The organism is Nocardia concava NBRC 100430 (assembly GCF_000308815.1).
GTDB lineage: Bacteria > Actinomycetota > Actinomycetes > Mycobacteriales > Mycobacteriaceae > Nocardia > Nocardia concava.
Genome location: NZ_BAFX01000017.1, coordinates 14,419 through 34,436 on the forward strand (window position 1 = coordinate 14,419; position 20,018 = coordinate 34,436).

At 70.6% G+C, this 20,018-nt stretch carries 4 protein-coding genes; all 4 read left to right on the forward strand.

The annotated features are described in order from the left end of the window. Nucleotides 1-16,527, forward strand: coding sequence for a non-ribosomal peptide synthetase (locus ON43_RS04540; protein WP_040803877.1), 16,527 nt, complete (start codon nucleotides 1-3; stop codon nucleotides 16,525-16,527). 89 nt (nucleotides 16,528-16,616) lie between these two features. Continuing rightward, nucleotides 16,617-18,077: a molybdopterin-dependent oxidoreductase gene (locus ON43_RS42130; protein ID WP_157513898.1), complete on the forward strand. Its 1,461-nt coding sequence runs from the start codon at nucleotides 16,617-16,619 to the stop codon at nucleotides 18,075-18,077. A 23-nt stretch (nucleotides 18,078-18,100) separates the two neighbouring features. After that, a complete protein-coding gene (locus ON43_RS04555; RefSeq protein ID WP_083913157.1) occupies nucleotides 18,101-19,288 on the forward strand; it encodes a sensor histidine kinase in 1,188 nt (395 codons plus the stop codon). Continuing rightward, nucleotides 19,285-19,890, forward strand: a complete 606-nt coding sequence (locus tag ON43_RS04560) for a response regulator transcription factor (RefSeq protein ID WP_040803881.1) — start codon at nucleotides 19,285-19,287, stop codon at nucleotides 19,888-19,890. Before ON43_RS04555 ends, ON43_RS04560 begins: the two co-directional genes overlap by 4 nt. Nucleotides 19,891-20,018: the final 128 nt, after the last annotated feature.

The following is a 20,018-nucleotide window of genomic DNA, read 5'->3' on the forward strand; positions in this document are numbered from 1 at the left end:
ATGACGCGTGAACTCGCGGCGGATCGCACCGCCACCGTCTTTCCGTTGTCCCCCGCCCAGCAGGGCATGTGGTATGCGCAGCAACTGGATCCGACGGTGCCGCTGTCGGAGGCCCAGTACATCGAGATGCGCGGACCGCTGGATCTGGACGCGCTGCGCCGGGCCTCCGTCCAGGCCGCGCGCGAATTCGGTTCCGGCGTACTGCGACTCACCGAGATCGAGGGCCGGCCGTATCAGCTGGTCGACCCGGCCATCACGCCGGCGGTCGGGTTCCTGGACTTCAGCGACCGGCCCGATCCGGTGGGCGCGGCGCTGGCCTGGATGCGGGCGGAAGTGGCCGAGCCGATCGACCTGCTCGGTGAGAATGCCGGAGTAACAACGGTGATCCGGGTCGGGGAGTCCCATCACCTGTGGTACACCAGAGCACACCACATCCTCATCGATGGATTCGGTTCGGTGACCATGCTGTATCGGGTCGCCGAGCTGTACAACGCCGCGGTGCACGGGCAAACGGCGCCTCCCGGCACCGCGGCCTCCCTTGCGGAGGTGCACGAGGCGGAGATGGCGTACCGGGAATCGACCCGGTTCGCCACCGACGCCGCGTACTGGCGCGAGGTCACCGCCGCCATGCCCGAGCGGTGCAGCCTGGTGGCCGCCACCGCGCCCGCCGCCACCCTGGCGCGCGAGGCCCGCGAGCAGCTGCCCGAGGCGACCTCGGCGCGCTTGCAAGCCGCCGCGCGCCGGTTCGACAGCAGTGCGGCCGGTGTGGTCATGGCGGCCGTCGCCCTGTACTACGGGCGGATCACCGCCACCGAGGACGTGGTGCTGAGCCTGCCGGTCTCCGGCCGGACCACGGCGGTGCTGCGGCGTTCGGGCGGCATGATCGCCAATGTGGTGCCGCTGCGGGTGCGGGTGCCAAGGACTGGGCGGGTGGGCGAGGTGCTGGCGGCGCTGGGCGTCGCGGCCTCGGGTGCGTTGCGGCATCAGCGATTCCGGCACGAGGACATGCGCGAGGGGGATGGCGCGGGACAGCCGGAGCTCAGCCGCGGGATCGTCGGGCCGGTCATCAACATCATGATGTTCTCGGCCGGAATCGATTTCGCGGGACTGGAATCCAGCCTGCACGTGCTGACCTCGGGTCCCATCGAGGACCTGTTCGTGAACTTCTACCAGCACGGTGCGGATGCGCCGATTCATGTGGACTTCGCGGCGAATCCCCGGCTCTACGACGAGGATTCGCTGCGCACCCATCACCGGCGGTTCCTCGGGTTGCTCGACTCGCTGCTGGACGCCGAGGTCGACACCCCGATCGCGGCGCTGAGCTACAGCACAGTCGACGATGAGCCGGTGCTCGCCGGGGCGCACGGTGGGCCCGCGCCGGAACCGCGCCTGCTGCCGGAGATTCTGGAATCCGGGCTGCGCACCGCCGGGCCCGGGGCCGTGGCGGTCATGGCCGGTGAGCGGCGGCTGACCTACGGGGAGCTCGACGGTCTCTCGAATCGGCTGGCGCGCAGGATGATCGCTGCGTCCTCCGGTGCCCTGGGTCCGGAATCCGCGGTGCTGCTACGGCTTCCGCGCTCGATCGAGGCCATGGTGGCGTTGTGGGCGGTCGCGAAGACCGGTGCGGCGTTCGTACCGCTGGGCACCGGCATGCCCGGGGACCGGATCGCGCGGATCGCGGCCGAATGTGATGCCACCATTGGGCTCACGTTGTCCACGGAGTCCGGTGACCTGCCGGATTCGGTGCGGTGGATCGTCCTCGACGATCTCGTGGACGGGGCGGGCAGCGATTCCACGGCACCGCTGACACCCGACGAGGTGCCGGTTCGTCCGCGCTTGGCGAATCCGGCCTACATCGTGTTCACCTCCGGCTCGACCGGTGTGCCGAAGGGCGTGGTGGTGACCCACTCCGGGCTCGCGGGTCTGGCCGCGGCCGTGGTGGATTCGTATCGGGTGACTCCCGGCGCGCGGGTGCTGCAATGCCTGAATCCGAGCTTCGACGCCGCCGTCCTCGAATGGCTGATGGCCTTCGCCTCCGGCACGACACTTGTTGTCGCCGAGCCCGATCCGGTGCTGGGCTCCGAGCTCGCCGCGCTGGTCCGGGAGTACGGGATCACCCAGGTGTGCTCGACGCCCGCGGTGCTGTCGACCCTGGATCCGCACGCCCTGGACGGGGTGCGCGCGGTGTCCTCGGGTGGTGAGCCGACGCCGCCGGAGATCGTGGCGCGCTTCGGAATCGGACGCGAACTGCTGAATTCGTACGGCCCCAGCGAGACCACCGTGGCCGTCACCTACACCAAGGGCCTGGTGCCGGGGGAGAACGCCGGTCTCGGCGATCCCATTTGCGGCGCGGGCATGCTGGTGCTGGATCGCTGGCTGCGCCCGGTGCCCGTGGGTGTCGCCGGTGAGCTGTACGTGACCGGCCCGGGCGTCGCACGCGGCTATGTGGGCCGCCCCGCACTGACCGCTGAACGCTTCGTACCCGCCCTGTCGGGGCCCGCCGGGACCCGCATGTACCGGACCGGGGATCTGGTGCGCTGGATCCGGGTCGAGGGCGCGGAATCGTGTGTCCTCGAATACGTCGGGCGCAGTGATTTCCAGGTGAAGCTGCGCGGGATGCGCATCGAGCTCGGCGAGATCGATGCCGCGCTGAACGCGCATCCGGCGGTGGAGATCGCCGTGACGGTCGCGCGGCCGACACCGAGCGGCGGGGCCATGCTCGCGGCCTACGTCGTGCCGCGAACCGAAGCCGAGGTGACCGAGGCCGAACTGCTCGAGCACGCCTCGCATCGGCTGCCGCCCTACATGGTGCCCGCCACCGTCACGGTGCTCGGTGCGCTGCCCCTCACCGCCAATGGCAAGGTCGACCGGCGAGCGTTGCCGGAACCGGTTGTGGCGCAGCCGGTTCGCCGCGCCGTGGCCAGCGAGTCCGAGCGGCTGCTCTGCGAGCTCTACGGCGAGATCCTCGCCAGCGACGCGGTCACCCCCGACACGTCGTTCTTCGCGCTCGGCGGCGATTCGATCATGGCGATCACCCTGGTCTCGCGCGCCCGCGCCGCCGGGCTGGTGTTCTCCGCCCGCGAGGTGTTCGAACACCGCACGCCGGCGGCGCTGGCCGCGGTGGCGGCGCGCCTGGAGGATCGCCCGGCCCGCCTGGCCGAACTCCCCGGCGGCGGCATCGGCCGCCTGCCGCTCACTCCGGTCGCCGCGTGGCTGCTGGCCCGGCCCGGCTGGGAGCATTTCGCGCAGTCCATGGTCGTCCGGCTGCCCGGCGGAGTCGATCCCGAGGCCCTCACCCGCAGCGTTCAGGCGCTGCTGGACCGGCACGACATGCTCCGGGCGCAGGTCGTCGACACCGACGACGGGCCGCAGTTGGAGATCCCCGAGCATGCCGACGCGAGCGCCCTGCTGACCCGAATTGGCTGCGCCGCAGCCGATATCGATGACGACGCGGTCTCGCGTGAGCTTGCCGAGGCGGTCGACCGGCTGAATCCTCGCGCGGGTGTCATGCTCGCGTGCACCTGGCTGGATGCCGGGCCGACGGACTCCGGGCGGCTGCTCATCGCGGCGCACCACCTCGCGTGCGATGCGGTGTCGTGGCGGATCCTGTTGCCCGATCTGCTGTCGGCATGGACGCAGGTTTCGGCCGGGGCGACGCCGGAACTCCAGGAGACCGGCACCTCCATGCGCACCTGGGCGCACGCGCTGACCTCACTCGCCGAATCGGAAGACTGGCCGTCGGGCGAATTGGATTACTGGCGAACGACTCTGGCTCCGGACACGGTGCTCGGCGCTCGTCGGCTCGATCCGGCGGTGGATACGCACGGGACAGCCGGGCGGCTCGAGGCCGACGTGCCCGGCGCGGTCTCGGCCACGCTGATCGGCCGGATCACCTCGGCGTATCACTGCGGTGTCGAGGACGCGCTGCTGGCCGCGCTGGCCCTGGCCATCGCTCGATGGCGCGGCGCACGTGGGGAATCGGCGAGCGCGACCGTCGTCGGTGTGGAACGGCACGGGCGCGAGGAGGCGGCGGTGCCGGGCGCGGATCTGTCCCGCACGGTCGGATGGTTCACCGCTCAGGTGCCGGTGCGGATCGGACCCGTTGCGTCGGAGACGGTTTCGGCCGCTGTGAAGACCGTGAAGGAGCAGCTGCGCGCAGTTCCGCGGGGCGGCATGGGCTTCGGCCTGTTGCGCTACTCGAACCCCGACACCGCGCGTGAACTGGCCGAGTTGCCGGAACCGCAGGTGGGATTCAACTATCTCGGCCAGATCCCCGACGGTGTGGGCGAGGGCGACTGGCTGCCGGTGTCGATGGTGGACCGCATGGGCGGCCACGCCGATCCGGACATGCCGCTGGCGGCCGTACTCGCCGTTGACGCGGTGACACTGGAATCGGCCGGCGGGCAACGGATTCGGGCCATTTGGCAGTTCGCGCCCGCCGCGATCGACGCCGCCGACGTGGAAGCGCTGGCGCGGGAATGGGTTTCGGCGGTGACCGAGATCGCGACGCTGGTCGCCGATCCGGAGACCAGCGGATTCACCCCGAGCGACTTGGACCTGCTGTCGGTCACGCAGACCGATATCGATGGCTGGGAACGGGATTACGGCCGCCTCGACGACGCCTGGCCGCTGACGCCCCTGCAGCGAGGCCTGCTGTTCCAGTCCCAGCTGGCCGAGGGCGGCCCGGACGGCTACTCGGTGCAGGCCGTCATCGATGTGGAGGCCGACCTCGATTTCGACCGCCTGACCGCGGCCGCCGAGGCGCTGGTCCGGCGGCACGATGTGCTACGCGCGGGCTTCGTGCAATCCGGCGATGGGGCCGTGCAGGTGATCTCTGCCCACGTCGAGGTGCCGTGCGAGTATCGCGAGGCACTGGATGCGACGCCCGCCGAACTGGATGAGCTGGCCGCGGAGCAACTGCGCATCCCCTTCTCCGTGGATACCCCTCCGCTGCTGCGCTTCCTGTGTATCGCACTGGGGGAGCGGCGATTCCGTCTGGTGATCACCAACCACCACCTCATCCTCGACGGCTGGTCCATGCCGCTGCTGTTCGCGGAACTGATCGCCCTGTACGAAAACTCCGGTGACACCGGCGGATTCGAGCCTCCGGTGCCGTTCCGTCGCTACCTGGAGTGGATCGCCGGCCGTGACGCCGATCGCGCGCGCACCGCCTGGTCCGAGGCGCTGGCCAGGCTCGACGGCCCGACCCTGGTGGCCCCCGGCGCACCCCGCGCCGACGCCGCCACCGGCCCCGTCGCCCACGATGTCCCGCTGCCCGAGGGCCTGATCGACCGCCTGCGGGCCACCGCCGCGGACTGCCAGGTCACCATTAACACCCTGGTCCAGGCCGCCTGGGCGCTGACCCTGGCCGGACTCACCGGCTCCGCCGACATCGTCTTCGGCGCGACCGTCTCGGGCCGCCCGCCCGAACTCGCCGGCGCCGAACGCATGGTTGGCATGCTGGTCAACACGGTCCCGGTCCGCATCCACCTGAACCCCGCCGAACCGGTCGCCGACCTGCTGGCCCGGGTCCAGCGTGAACAGGCCGCCCTGGCCGAACACCAATTCCTCGGCTTGGACGAAATCCACGCCCGCACCGGCCTGGGCCCCCTCTTCGACACCGCCACCGTCTTCGAGTCCTACCCCGTCGACGCCGCCTCCCTCACCGCCGCCACCCGCCAGGCCCAACTCTCTGTCACCGGCATCGAAGGCCACGACGGCACCCACTACCCCCTGTCCCTCGCCGCCTACGCCGACACCGGCCTCCGCCTGGAACTGACCCGCTCCCCCCGCTACTTCGATGCCCCACAGGCAGATTCGATCGTCCAGTCCCTGGCACGCCTACTAGCCGAGATCGCGGTCGACCCGCAGCGCCGCACCGCGGCCCTGTCCGAAGCGGACCCGCTGGACACCCCCGCCATCCAGCACGGCGCACCGGCACACCCGGTCCGCCTGCTCCCGGAGTTGCTGACCGCCACCGGATTCCCACAGGACGTCGCTGTTCGCGCGGCCGCAGCCTCCGCAGCGGCGGCGGAAAGGGTGCCCGCCCACTACCCCTTCCACGCCACCGACCTCACCTACAGCGAACTGGACGCACTCTCGAATCGGCTGGCGCGCATCCTGATCGAGGCCGGTGCGGGCCCGGAGCAGGCTGTGCTGGTGGTCCTGCCGCGTTCTGTCGAAGCCATGGTGGCGATCTGGGCGGTGGCCAAGACCGGTGCGGCCTTCGTCCCGGTCGACAGCACACAACCGGCCGCGCGGACCGCATCGATGGCGGCGGAATGTGGTGCGACACTCGGCATCACCACGACTTCACCCGATATCGACCTGCCGCCGACTTTGCGCTGGCTGAAGCTGGATGACCTGGTGGTCGAGGCTGAAGACTCCGGCGATACCTCGCCCCGTCATTCCGGCGCGCTTTTGGCCGGAATCCACCCTGCCGGAGTGGATCCCGGCCAAGAACATGCCGGGATGACAAGGGGCGCTCATACCGGGACGCCGAGGGGCGCTTCTGGCCGACCGAGCAGCGCTGCAGGGCTGTCGGACGCGCCCGTGACCGACACCGACCGATTGGCCCCACTGCGGCCCGAGCATGCCGCGTATGTGGTCTTCACCTCCGGCTCCACCGGCACCCCCAAGGGTGTCGTGGTCACCCATGCCGGTCTCGCGAGCATGGCCGCCGCCTCGATCGAGCGGGCGGGGATCGACCGCGATTCGCGTGTGATGCACTGTCTGCATCCGGCTTTCGATGCCGCGATTCTGGTGTGGCTGTCGACCTTCACCGCCGGCGGCACGCTGGTGCTGGCCCCGCCGCAGGCCAATGCGGGGGCCGAGTTGGCGGCCGCGATCACCGGAAGCGCTGCGACGCATCTCATTTGCACGCCGTCGGTGCTGGGGACGCTCGAGACCGAGGATCTGCGGTCGGTGCGGGCCATTGTCGCCGGTGGTGAGGCGTGCCCGCCTGCTCTGGTGACGCGGGTGGGTTCGGGTCGGTTGCTGGTGAATTCCTATGGTCCGGCCGAGGCCACCATCGCGACCAGCTATGGCGATCCGATGACACCGGACACCGCGTCGGTGATCGGCACTCCGGTGCCGGGCGCGAGCATGCTGGTGCTGGATCAGTGGCTGCGTCCGGTGCCGCTGGGCGCGGTCGGTGAGCTGTACCTTCGGGGGCCCGCCCTGGCGCGCGGATATGCCGGGCGCGCAGCGGCTTCCGCGACGCGGTTCGTGGCCGATCCCTACACCGCCGGTGCCCGCATGTACCGGACCGGTGATCTGATGCGGTGCACGCCCGCCGGATTCGCCTATGTCGGGCGCACCGACTTCCAGGTGAAGATTCGCGGCATTCGTGTCGAGCCCGGTGAGGTGGACGCGGCACTGTTGACCCATCCGATGGTGACGGCGGCGATCACCGTCGCCCACCGCACACAGAGTGGTGCGACGACCCTGGCTTCCTACGTCGCACTCGAACCCGGCTCCACGCTGGATGTCGGCGACCTGTCGGCATGGCTCGGTGGGCGTCTGCCGCGCTACCTGGTGCCGTCGAGCATCCAGGTGCTTCCGGAGTTGCCGCGCACGGTCGGCGGCAAGGTCGATCTGCGGGCGCTGCCGGAGCCGCGAGTGGCGCAGGCGGAGTATGTCGAGCCGGTGGGCGAGGAGAAGATCATCGCCGAGATCTTCGCGGATGTCCTGGGGCTCAACCGGATCGGTGCGCGCGACGACTTCTTCGTCCTCGGCGGGGATTCGCTCATCGCCACCAGGGCGGTGGCGCGGCTGAGCGCGGCCCTGGGCGTCACGGTTCCGGTGCGCATGCTCTTCGAGGCCCCGGTCGTCGCGGATCTGGCCCGGCGCGTGAGCGCGGCGGAATCGGCGGATGACGGCCCGGCGCTGGTTCGCGGGCCGCGCCCGGAGGCCGTGCCGCTGTCGCCCGCGCAGCAGCGCATGTGGTTCGTCAACCGCTTCGATCCCGGCTCTCCGGCCTACAACGTGCCGGTGGCACTGCGGCTTTCGGGTCATCTGGATATGGCGGCGCTGCGGGCCGCGGTCTACGACGTGCTCGACCGTCACGAGACCCTGCGCACGGACTATCCGGACGTCGACGGCGTCGGGGTCCAGCGGATTCACCCCGCGCACGAAGTATCTCTCGACCTCGAACCCGTCCCGGTCACCGCTGATCGGATCGCCGAGCTGGTGATCCGCACTGTCACGGAGGGATTCGACGTCACCGCCGGTGTTCCGTTGCGGCTGCGGGTGTTCCGGATCGCCGCCGAGGAGCACGTGGTCGTGCTCGTCGCCCACCACATCGCCACCGACGGCTTCTCCATGGCCCCGCTGACCCGCGATCTGGCCGCCGCCTACGCGACCCGCGCCGCCGGACAGACACCGGCGTGGGAGCCGCTGCCGGTGCAATACGCGGATTATGCCCTGTGGCAGCGAGATCGGCTCGGTACGGAGGACGACCCGGAGTCACTACTGGCCCGCCAGGTCCGGTACTGGACGCAAACCCTGGCCGACCTGCCCGACCACCTGGAACTGCCGACCGACCGCCCCCGTCCGGCGCGCGCCTCGCATCGCGCGGCCGACTGGACCGCACGGGTGGACGGCGAATTGACCTCCGCCATCGAGCGTTTCGCCCGAGCCCACCACGCCACCCCGTTCATGGTGGTGCACGCCGCGCTGGCCGTACTGCTGGCGCGCTCGGCCGACAGTCAGGACGTGGCCGTCGGCACTCCGGTCGCCGGACGCGGCCGTCGCGAACTCGACGACCTGGTCGGCATGTTCGTCAATACCCTGGTGCTGCGCACCGGGATTCGCCCGGGGGAGAGCTTCGACGACCTGCTGGATCGCGTCCGCGAGTCCGACCTCGCCGCCTTCGAGCACGCCGACATGCCCTTCGAACGCCTGGTGGACGTGCTGGCCCCGGCGCGCTCCGAGTCCCGCCATCCCATCGTCCAGGTCCTGCTGGTCTACCAGAACCTGGTGATCCCGGAGCTGCGGCTGCCCGAACTCACCGTGGTCCCGCTCGATATGCCGCAGACCACCAGCAGATTCGACCTGATGCTCACCATGCGCGAAGACGGCGAAGACGGCATGGCGGCCGTATTCACCTACGCGCGTGACCTTTTCGACGAATCGACGGTCGCGGTGTTCGCGCATCGGTTCCTGCGGCTGCTGGAGGCGATCGTTGCCGAGCCCTCAATGCCGGTCGGCGATCTGGAACTGCTGGATCGCGTCGAACGCGCGGACCTGCTGGCTCGCACCGGTGGCCCGGCGGTGCCGCCGTCCACCCTGCCGCGGCTGCTGGCCGCGGCGGTCGCCGTGAATCCGAACGGCCCGGCCGTCACCTGCGCCGGTCGCACCCTGCGCTACGCCGAGCTGGATGCCGCCTCGACTCGCCTGGCCCGCGAACTCATCGCCCGGGGCGCGGGCCCGGATGTCCGGGTGGCCATGGCCGTTCCGCGCTCGATCGACTCGGTGGTGGCCATGTGGGCGATCACCAAGGCCGGTGCGGCCCTGGTCCCCATCGACCCGAACTATCCGGCCGACCGCATCGAGCACATGGTCACCGACTCGGGAGCACGGTTCGGCGTGGCCATGAGCCCGGCCCTCGCGGCACTGCCCGCACTACCCGGCCCGTGGCTCGCACTGGACGACCCGGAGTTGGTCGCGGCCATCGGAAAGCATTCGGCCACACCGATATCGGACGCCGATCGCCATGCACCGCTGCGGCCGGGCAATATCGCCTACATCACCTACACCTCCGGTTCCACCGGCGTGCCCAAGGGCGTGCTGGTCACCCACGCCGGTCTGGCCAATTACAGCCGCGCGCAGCGCGATCACCTGCGGGTCGATTCCACCTCGCGCACCTTGCATTTCGCGTCCCCGAGCTTCGACGGCGCGATGCTGGAGCTGCTGCTGGCGATCGGTCCGGCCGCCACCATGGTCGTCGTCCCGCCCGGCATCCTCGGCGGCGAGGAACTGGCGGAGGTCATTCGCGGCGGGCGCGTCACCCACGCGTTCATCACCACCGCCGCGGCCGCCACCCTGGATCCGACCGGACTGGACAGCCTGCGCGTGCTGGCCGCCGGCGGCGAGGCCATGCCCGCGGACATGGTGGCCAAGTGGACGGCTCCCGCCGCCGACGGCTCGGCACGAGCCCTGGTCAATGTGTACGGCCCGACCGAGACCACCATCGTCACGAATATGAGTCACCCGCTGGCCGTGGGTGATCCGCTGGTGATCGGCGCACCCCTGCACGGCGCGCGGGCGCTGGTCCTCGACCAGCGGCTGCGGCCGGTCCCCGACGGCGTCACGGGCGAGCTGTACCTGTCCGGCATCCAGCTCGCGCGTGGATATCACGCCCGCCCCGGCCTGACCGCCGAGCGCTTCATCGCCAACCCCTACGAGCCCGCGGACTCCCCGGGCGAGCGCATGTACCGCACCGGCGACCTGGTCCGCTGGCGACAGGACGCCACCGGGCATCCGGCCATCGAATATATGGGCCGCAACGACTTCCAGGTGAAGGTGCGCGGCTTCCGCATCGAACTCGGCGAGATCGACGCCGCCCTCGTCGCCCACGAGTCCGTCGATTTCGCGGTCACCCTCGGACACCGGCGCACCGACGCCGCCGGATCCACGATCGTGGCGTCCTATGTGCTCGCGGCCCCGGGCCACACCATCGACACCGCGGCGCTCACCGCGTATCTCGCCGAGCGCCTGCCGGAATACATGGTGCCCATGGTCATCACGGTTCTCGACGAGCTGCCGCTGACCCCGGTCGGCAAGCTGGACCGCCGCGCCCTGCCCGAGCCGGTCTTCGGAACCCGCGAATTCCGTGCCCCCGAAGGCGAATTCGAGACGCTCGTCGCCCAGGTGTTCGCCGACGTCCTGGGGGAGGAGCGGGTCGGCGCGGACGACCACTTCTTCACCCTCGGCGGCAACTCGCTGCTCGCCACCCAGGTGACCGCGCGACTCGGCGCGGCCCTGGACACCCGGGTCCCGGTGCGGACGCTGTTCGATGCCCCGACGGTGTCGGCGCTCGCCGCCGCCCTCCGCACGGGCGAACGCGCCGCGCGCCCGGCACTCACGGCTCGCGTACGGCCCGAAAGCATTCCGCTCTCCGCGGCACAACTGCGCATGTGGTTCCTCAACCGGCTCGAACCGGAATCCCCGGCCTACAACATCCCGGGCGCATTCGATATCGAAGGGGCACTGGATATCACGGCCCTGCGTGCCGCCGTCGATGATGTCGTCGCCCGGCACGAGGGCCTGCGGACCATCTACCCGGTCGACGAGTCCGGACAGCCGTATCAGCGAATTCTGGCTGCCACCAGGGGATCCACGCCGATCACCGAGGTCACCGCGGCCGCCGACGAGGTCGAGGCCGTACTCGCGTCCGAGCTGGCGCGCGGCTTCGACGTCACCCGCGAAACACCGCTGCGAGTCTGTGTGGTGCACGTCGCCCCCGAGCACACCGTGCTGGCCTGGGCCGTGCACCACATCGCCGCCGACGGCTGGTCCATGGCCCCGCTGGCCCGGGACATCGTGGGCGCGTATCTGTCTCGCGCGGCGGGCACCGCACCGCAGTGGAACCCCCTGCCGCTCCAATACGCGGATTACGCACTGTGGCAGCAGGACTTGCTCGGCACCGACGACGACCCGGATGCCCTGGCCCACCGCCAACTCGAATTCTGGCGCACCGCCCTCGCCGGTCTGCCGGACGTGCACGGCCTGCCCACCGATCGCCCCCGCCCGCCCCGGCCCTCCGGTCGCGGCGCCGATATCGAATTCACCATCCCCGCCGAGATTCACGACCGGCTGCAGACCCTCGGCCGCGAACGCGGCGCGAGCCCGTTCATGGTGGTGCACACCGCGCTGTCGATCCTGCTGGCCCGCCTCTCCGGCGAACACGACATCGCCCTGGGCTCGGTCGTCGCCGGACGCGGCGAGGGCGAACTCGACGATCTGGTCGGCATGTTCGTCAATACCGTGGTGCTGCGTACCCAGCTGGACCCCGACGCCGCGTTCGCCACCGCGCTCGACGCCGTCCGCCAGTCGGACCTGGCCGTTTACGAACACATGGAGCTGCCCTTCGAGCGCCTCGTGGACGCGCTGGCCCCTGAACGCTCCACCGCCCACCATCCGCTGTTCCAGGTGCTGATCGCCTTCCAGAACCTGCGGGCACCGCGAACCACCCTGCCCGGCTTGACGATCAGCCCGGTGGAGGCGCCCGCGCCGGGATCCAAGTTCGATCTCGAATGGGTCTTCAGCGAGGAGTTCGGTCCCGGCGGTGAACCGGCGGGGATCAACGGCCGGCTCGTCTACGCCACCGATCTCTTCGACCGCGACACCGTGGCGACGCTTGCCGAACGGTTCGTTCGCGTGCTGGCCGCGGGCACCGCCGATCCGGCGATTCGCGTGGCGGACATCGATCTTCTCGACGCCGCCGAGAGCGAAGCGCTGGTGCCGTCGCACGGACCACACCGCACCGGCGCGCCAATCACTCTGGCGCGGATACTCACCGCCACAGCCGCCGCGTACCCCGATCGCCCGGCCGTGATCGCCGCGGGCCGTACCCTCACCTACCGCGAACTCGACCGTGCGTCCGACGCCCTGGCCGCTCGGCTCTCCGCCGCCGGGGCAAGGGTGGAAACCGTTGTGGCCCTGGCACTGTCACGCGGCGCTGAGCTTTTGACCGCCGTCTGGGCCGTCGCCAAGACCGGTGCCGCGTTCCTGCCCGTGGACCCGCGCAATCCGCTCGACCGCATCGAACACATGCTCTCCGACTCCGGTGCCGTCCTCGGCCTCACCACCGAGGCGTACCGGCCGCAACTGCCGGACACCGTCGAATGGATGCTGCTGGGCGCGAACACATTCGAGGATCAGGCCGCCTCGCCGATGCTCGCCGCCGTCCACCCGGACAACCCGGCTTGGCTCATCTACACCTCCGGATCGACCGGAACCCCCAAGGGCGTGGCGGTTTCGCATCGCGGGCTCGCGAACTTCCTGGCCGCGATCCGCGACAATTTCCAGGTCGACGAGACCTCCCGCGTATTGCTGGTCGCCTCACCGAGTTTCGACGCCTCCATGCACGAGGCCCTCATGGCCTTCGGCTTCGGCGGTGCGGCCGTGGTCGCGCCACCCGACGTGTTCGGTGGCGATGCCCTGCAGAATCTGCTGGCCGCCGAACAGGTCACGCACCTGGCCATGACACCTTCGGTGCTCGCGACCATGGATCCCGCCGCGGTACCCAGTGTCCGGGTGGCGGGCGTGGGCGGCGAGGCCATCGGCTCGGAACTGGCCGAGCGCTGGTCCGCGGGCCGTACGCTGCTCAACGTCTACGGACCGACCGAATTCACCGTCTGGGCAACGACTTCGGAGGCTCTGCGACCCGATCGGCCGATCACGATCGGTGGCCCGATCAATGGCGCGTCCGCCCTGGTCCTCGACGCCCGGCTGCGACCGGTACCGATGGGTGCCGCCGGAGAGCTGTACCTCGCCGGACCCGCCCTGGCCCGCGGCTACCACGCACGCCCCGGACTGAGCGCGGCCCGATTCGTCGCCGATCCCTACGGCGCACCAGGGGACCGCATGTACCGCACCGGCGACCTGGTCCGATGGATCGGCAGCCCCGCCTCGCCGCGGCTGGAATACCTGGGCCGCACCGACTTCCAGGTCAAGATCCGTGGCCAGCGCATCGAGCTCGGCGAGATCGACGCGGTACTGTCGCGCGCCGAGGGCGTCGAATCCGCCGTCACGCTCGGTGTGCGGGGACCGGGCGGCGGCATGGCGCTGGCCGCGTACGTGGTCCCGGAGCCCGGGACCGAACTCGATCTCGCCGCGCTGCGCGACCACGCCGCCGGAGCCTTGCCCGCCTACATGGTGCCTTCGGCGTTCGTGGTGGTCGATGCCATGCCGGTCAATACCGTCGGCAAACTCGATCGAAAGGCGCTGCCGGAACCCGTCTTCGAGGCCGAGAGCGAATACCGCGCGCCGACCACGCCCACCGAGATCGCACTGACCGAGATCGTCGCCGAACTCCTCGGCCGGGAACGGGTCGGCGTGGAGGATTCGTTCTTCGCGCTCGGCGGCGACAGCATTCTCGCCATCCAGCTGGTCTCGCGGGCGCGCCTGCGCGGCATCGAACTGTCCCCGATGCAGGTGTTCGAGCATCGCACCGTGGCCGCGCTGGCGGCGCTCGCCGACGCGGCGGGGGAGGCCGTGGTCCTCGAGGAGCTCGAGGGCGGCGGCATCGGCGACCTTCCGCTCACCCCGGTCGTGCGCTGGATGACCGAGCGCGGCGGCGATTTCGGGCGCTTCGCCCAGTCGGCGGTGCTGGAACTGCCCGCCGGGATCACTCGCGCGCAGATCGTCGCTACCGTCGGTGCGGTAGTGGCGCGGCACGACATGCTGCGCGCGCGGCTGGCCCGGGAAGCGGGGGACTGGCGACTGAGCACCCGGCAGCCGGGCGCCGTCGATGTCGACGCACTGCTGCGCCAGGTCGTATTCACCGCCTCCGACGTTCCCGCGCAACGTGAACTCGCCGCGGCCGAACTGGATTCGGCACTCGACCGGCTCGATCCGGCCAACGGCACAGTGCTGCAACTGATCTGGCTCGACCCCGCCGATAATGCGGCCCGCCGCAATGGCCTGCTCCTGCTGGTCGCGCATCACCTCGTGATCGACGGCGTCTCCTGGCGCATCTTGATCCCGGACCTGATCTCGGCCTGGGCGCAACTCGCCGAGGGCGCGACCCCGATCCTGCCCGAGACCGGAACGTCCATGCGCCGCTGGGCGCATGCCCTGCGCGAGGAGGCCCACAGCGCCACCCGGGTGGCCGAACTCGACTACTGGCGTGGCATTGCCGACGCTCCGGACCCGCTCATCGGACCCCGCGAACTCGATGCCGCCGTCGACAGCACAGGCACTGCCCGCGCCATCGATATCGCGGCCTCACCCGAGGTCACCACGGCACTGCTCACCACACTGCCCGCATTGTTCGACGGATCGGTGGAAGACGCTCTGCTGGCCGGACTGGCGCTGGCTGTATTGCACTGGCGGGCAGCGCATTCGACGGAGAGCTCATCGGTCCTCATCCGCATGGAAGGCCACGGGCGGCAGCAGGAGATCATCCCCGGCGCGGACCTGTCCCGCACCATCGGCTGGTTCACCAGCATGTACCCGATGCGCATGGACCTCTCCGGCATCGACATCGACGACGCCCTCGCGGGCGGGTCCGCCATGGGCGCGGCCATCCGCGCCGCCAAACAGCAGCGACTCGCCCTGCCGGACAAGGGCATCGGGTACAGCCTGCTGCGCTACCTCAACGCGGACACCGCCCGGCAGCTCCCGGCCCGTGTGCCCGGCCGCATCGGCTTCAACTACCTGGGCCGCTACGCCGACGCCGACCTGCCTGCCGGACTGGAGGGCCTGGGCTGGCTGCCGGCCGAGGACTTCGGCGAACTACACGCCCCCGAAAACCCGGACGTGCCGATCGCCGCGGAGATCGAGATCAACGCGGTCGTCGTCGGCGGACAGCTGCGCGCGAACATCAGCTACCCGAGCAGGCTGCTGATTCGCGACGACGTCGAGAGCCTGGCGCAGTTGTGGATCGAAGCACTGACCGCGGCAGCCGATTTCGCCGAGACACCGGCCGCCCGCGCCGCGGCCGAGGCGGAGTCACGGTTGCGGGCGCAACAGGCGGAGGCTGCCGCCCTCGCCACCGAACTTGCCGCCCGCCCCACCGGATTCGGCCTGGACGTGGTGTTCCCCATCCGCACCGAGGGCGATGGCCCGGCACTGTTCTGCATCCATCCCGCCTCAGGCATCGCCTGGAGCTATCTGGGTCTGGGCGAACTGCTCGCCCCCGGCATCCCCATCTACGGCTTGCAGGCCCCCGACCTCTCGGGTGAATCACAGGTCCACAGCATCGACGATTTCGTCGACCGCTACCTGCGCGAAATCCGCCGCCTGCAACCGGAAGGCCCGTACCATCTGCTCGGCTGGTCGTTCGGCGGACTCATCGCCCACGCCGTCGCCGCCCGACTCCAGGCCGAGGGCGAACAGATCGGAACCCTCGCCCTGCTGGACGCCGACAGCGGCGACGCCGACGCCGACCGCCACGAGCAGGTGACCGCCGTCTCCCTGGTCGAGGCCTTCGGCCCGATGCTCGGCATCACCGACATCCCGCCCGAGGCCACCGCCGAGGACGTCGTCGAACTGGTGCGCGCTCGAATGGGCGGCGTCTCCCTCATCGACGCCGCCACACTCGAGCGCATGGCCGCCTCCTACAACGCCTCCGGCCGCGCCCGCACCGGCTACCGGCGGCCGGTATTCCACGGTGACGCAGTGTATTTCAGCGCCACCGTGGACAGCACCGAGATCTTCGGACCGGAAGGGTGGCGGCCGTTCATCACCGGCGACATCACCAACCACGACATCGAGGTCAACCACGACGAGATGACGTCACCGCACGCGCTCGCCATCGTCGCCCGCGTGCTGGACGAACGACTGCACGCACCCCGCTGAATCCGCGCGCCCCGATGCCCGGTGGCCACCCCCTCGACTGGGGAAGAATGGTCGCTGGAAACCCGGACGGCTACGGAAGGTTCGAGCAGGTGTCGGTTAACGGGCGGGTGTCGGTGGAGAAGAAGAAGCGGCTGCTGGGGGCGGCGGCCGTCGGACTGGGTGCGCTCGGCGCGGGCGAATTGATCGCCGCGGCGCGGGGCGGCTCCCTGCTCGACGGCATCGGGCGGCTGGCCGCCGACTACGCGCCCGTCCAGGTGGTCGAGACCATGGTGGCCCGGGCGGGGGAGCACGACAAGGAGATGACGCGCCTCGGCGTCGCCCTCTGGGGCGTCGCGGCCGCGGCCGGAATGGCCTTGCTACCGCACCGATTGCGCACTCCCGCCGCCGCGGCCTTCGGCGCCGGAACAGCGGCAGCGGCCCTGCGCAGCGCCAACCGGTCGGTACCCGGAGCGCTGGGCGGCGTGGCCGCCGCGGCCGTCCTCCGCTCCGGCCTGAAACGCCAACCCTCCGGACTCGGTGGTGAATTCCTCTGGGCCGCAGCCGGAATCGGCATGCTCGGCGCCGCCGAGGCCCTGGTGCGCCGCGAGGACCAGCGCCACACCGAGCGGGTCCGCCGCATCGGCCCGATGGGCTCGCACGCCCCGGTCCCCGAGGACGGCATCGGCAGCGAGCCGGGCCTGTCACCCTTGATCACGACGACGAGCAAATTCTATGTGGCGGACGTGAATTCGCGTCCCCCGCGCATCGACCCCGCCCAGTGGCGGCTGTCCATCGACGGCCTGGTCGCCCATCGGCTGCGCCTGTCGCTGGCCGACCTGGCCGAGCAGGCCGTCGAATTCGACGCCGTCATGGTGTGCGTGCACAACACCGTCGGCTCCGGCCGCTGCGGCAATGCCCGCTGGTTCGGCGTCCCGCTCACCGCTTTGCTCGAGCACGCCGTCCCCGAATCCGGGGCCACCCGCCTGGTCACCCGCGCTGTCGACGGCTACACCATCTCCCTGCCGCTGGAACCCCTGCGCACCGGCGAATGGCCCGGCTACCTGGTCATCGGCATGAACGGCGCACCGCTGCCGCCCGAACACGGCTTCCCCGCACGGGTTTTCGTCCCGGGCATCTACGGCCAATACTCCGGCGCGAAGTGGATCACCCAGCTCGAACTCGCCGACGACACCCACGTCGACTACTGGTGGAAGCGCGGCTGGCCCGCCGAGCCGCTGTGGGTGCGCCCCCAGGCCCGCATCGACGTGGCCACCGACCGCTCCTCCGGCTCCGGCAAGTTCACCGTCGCGGGCGTGGCCTGGGCGCCCCCGTACGGCGTCGCGGGCGTCGAGATCCGCATCGACGAAACCGACTGGCTCCCGGTCGAACTCGGCTCCGAACTCGCCCCCGCCGCCTGGCGTCGCTGGCGCACCATCGTGGACCTCCCGCCCGGCCCGCACACCATCCAGGCCCGCGTCACCAGCCGCTCCGGCACGGTCCAGGACCCCGACGACCGGCCACCCTTCCCGCTCGGCCCCGGCGGCCTGCACACGGTCAGCGTGACGGCCTGAGTCGAATCCCTGACCTGCGGGTCATGACATCCGTCATGCGGGCGGCGCCGGTCGGGCGGGTAGCGTCCGGTGCTGTGGACGAGGAGGACGAGGGCGTCAGGCGGCGGCGGCGATTCGGGGCGCTGTTCTCGGCGGCATGGTTGATCTATCTGATCGACCCGCTGCACAAGGCATGGACGCTGGAGAGTCCGGTCGCGCGGGTGTACACGATCGTGGTGATCCTGGCCTTCGGGGTGGTGTACGTCGCGTCGTACTGGATCCTGGTGGCCTGGGGTGCGGTGCGCCGGCCGTGGCCGCCGAACCCGCACCTGTGGACGGTGCTGTTCCCCTTGGGGCTGCAGGCCGCGCTGGTGGCCGCGGCGACGGTGACCCTGCATACCGAGGTGCTGGGGATGGGGGTCTTCCTGGCCTCCTTCATCGGTTTCACGCTCCCGCCCCGGTGGGCGATCCCGCTGATCCTCGGATTGCTGCTCGCCACGACCGTGCTGCCGCAGCTCGCCACCGGACAGCCGCCGAACTACTCGCTCATGCAGGCGATCGCGCTGGCGGGCTTCGCGGTCGGCGTCCTGCGGGTGATCCTCACCCGCAACCATCAGCTGTATCTGGCCCGCCGGCAGCTGGCCGATCTAGCGGTGGCCGAGGAGCGGCTGCGGGTCGGGCGGGACGTGCACGACATTCTCGGGCACTCGCTCACGGTGATCACCGTGAAAACAGAGTTGGCGCAACGGCTCATCGACCTGGATCCGGAGCGGGCCCGCACCGAGCTGGCCGATATAGAGAAGCTGGCGCGCGAGGCGCTGGCCGGGGTGCGCACGACAGTCGGTGGCCTGCGCGAGGTTTCACTCGCCGGGGAGATCGCCAATGCTCGCACCGCGCTGAGCGCCGCCGAAATCGAGGCCGTACTACCGGATTCCGAGGAACTGCCGGTTCGCAACAGCGTCGTCTTCGGCTGGGTGCTGCGCGAGGCCGTCACCAATGTGGTCCGCCACAGCGGCGCCGAACACTGCTGGGTGCGGGTCACCCCGACCAGCATCGAGGTGTCCGACGACGGTGCGGGACTGCGCGGGCGCGACACCGCGCGCCTCGGATCCGGCCTGTCCGGTCTGCGTGAGCGCATCGAGGCCACCGGCGGCACCCTGACCCTGACCAATCGCCCCGAAGGCGGATTCCGCGTGCTGGCAAGCTTTCCGGCGAGCAAGGAGCCGAAATGATCAAACTGTTGCTGGCCGACGACCAGGCCCTGGTTCGCGGCGCGCTCGCGGCGCTGCTGAGTCTGGAACCGGACCTGGACGTGGTCGCCGAGGTCGGACGCGGTGACGAAGTGCTCGCGGCCGTCGAACGCACCGGCCCCGACGTGGCTTTGCTGGACGTGGAAATGCCTGGCCTGGACGGTATTTCGGCCGCCGCCCAGCTGCATGCCGCGCATCCGCAGGTCCGCATCCTGATGGTCACCACCTTCGGGCGTCCCGGCTATCTGCGCCGCGCCATCGACGCCGGAGCCAGCGGTTTCGTCGTCAAGGACACCCCGGCGCGGGAGCTGGCCGACGCCGTCCGCCGCGTCCACATGGGTCTGCGCGTGGTCGATCCGGCCCTCGCCACCGAAACCCTCACCGCGGGCACCTCGCCATTGACCGCCCGGGAACGCGAGGTCCTCGCCGCGGCGGCCGATGGCGCGACCGCGGGCGCGATCGCCAAGCAACTCCACCTCTCCGAGGGCACCGTCCGCAATCACCTCTCCTCGGCCATCGGCAAGACCGCCACCCGTACCCGGGCCGAGGCCGTCCGCGCCGCCGAACGCCTGGGCTGGCTGTGAGCGCCCGGCGGTGGAGCGAAGATCGCTGATCCTGGCCGAACCGCGCCTCCCACCGCCGTATCGCAATACAATTCGAATACTTCTCATTTCGTTCGAACGCGGGGATTCGACACTCTCCACAGAGGTGA